This window comes from Paraburkholderia sp. RL17-373-BIF-A, assembly GCF_046030175.1.
Classification (GTDB): domain Bacteria; phylum Pseudomonadota; class Gammaproteobacteria; order Burkholderiales; family Burkholderiaceae; genus Paraburkholderia.
Genome location: NZ_JARESO010000265.1, coordinates 1 through 1,348 on the forward strand (window position 1 = coordinate 1; position 1,348 = coordinate 1,348).

Genomic DNA, 1,348 nt, shown 5'->3' on the forward strand with positions numbered 1-1,348 from the left:
GGCAGAATGTTCAGGTTCGGCGAGGCCTTCGAATACATGTAGCACGCGTAGCCGCTGCAGAAGCCGCAGAAGTTGCACGGCCCCATCTGCACGCCGTACGGGTTCGTGTACGGACCCGATGTATTCGCCGAAGGCAGACGGTACGGATTCAGCCCGAGTTCGCGCGCGGCCTTGCCGAAACGCTCCGCCGAATATGTGTTCAGTTGCGCGGCGAGCGGAAAGTTGTCGCTGCGCGGCGCTTCGAACACGTTGCCGTCGCCGACCACCTTGCCGTTGACCTTGTACGCCTGGCCCGAGGTGCCGAACACCTTCTCGGCGAAGTCGAAGTACGGTTCGAGTTCTTCGTAGCTGACGCCGTAATCCTGGATCGTCATGCCTTCGGGAATGAAGCGCCTGCCGTAGCGTTCCTCGTAGTGACTCTTCAGGCGCAGCTCTTCCGGCGTGATGCGGAAGTGCACGCCCGACCAGTGCAGCCCCGCGCCGCCGACGCCTTCGCCCGGCAGAAACGCGGCCAACTGGCGATACGGCAAGGCGGTATCGTTTGGCGCATGGCGGATCGAGACAGTGGTCTTCGAGAGATCGAGGAACAGCTTCTTGCGCACGTTATAGGTCAGCTCGTCGATCGTGTTCGGATACGCGCCGTCCGGATAGGTGTCGCGGTATTCGCCGCGTTCGAGCGCGACGACCTTGAGGCCCGCTTCGGTGAGTTCCTTCGCGAGAATCGCACCGGTCCAGCCGAAGCCGACGATCACCGCGTCGACGTGCGGTTTGGTTTGGGTAGACATCAGGTGCGCTTTCCTTCGATCGACACGGGGCCATACGGATAGGCCGCGCCGTTCTGATTGACGAAGTCCATGAAATCGGCGCGCGCGCCGGGAAAACCGATCATCTTCCAGCCGCCCATGTCGCGATTGCCGCCGTGGACCGGATCGCAGAAGTAGCCTTCGCGGGTGTTCTGCAGCAGTTGTCCGAAGAACACCTCGGCCGGCACGTCGGCGAGATCGACCTTGCCTTTCTCGAGCGTGCCGAGCACGGTGTCGCGCGTGGCGGCGTCGAGCGCATCGAAGGGGTGGCCATAGGTCTTCGTGCAGTACGCGTTGACTGCCGCGATGCCGAGGCGGTACAGATCGCGCGGCACCAGCTTCAACTGATAGCCGAGTTCGGGCGCGCCCTGCGTGAACGGGGCCTGCATGTACCAGAGCGCGCCATGCGCATACGGGGTCTCCATCTGCCGGTCGATGAATTCGGGCACGCCCGCTTCGACGGCGCCGGGGCCTTCGCTGTCCGATGGAATCAGACGGTCGACCGCGGCGTGAATGAACGCCCATTCCTTCGCGTCGAAGAAATG

At 63.2% G+C, this 1,348-nt stretch carries 2 protein-coding genes; both read right to left on the reverse strand.

Annotated features, from left to right (window positions below; genetic code table 11):
• Positions 1-785 (reverse strand): GMC family oxidoreductase (locus tag P0D80_RS50210; protein WP_459252779.1); only part of this gene is annotated, 785 nt, incomplete at its 3' end.
• Positions 785-1,348: gluconate 2-dehydrogenase subunit 3 family protein (locus P0D80_RS50215; protein WP_408296210.1), on the reverse strand; the 564-nt coding region annotated here is incomplete at its 5' end. The genes P0D80_RS50215 and P0D80_RS50210, both read right to left, overlap by 1 nt.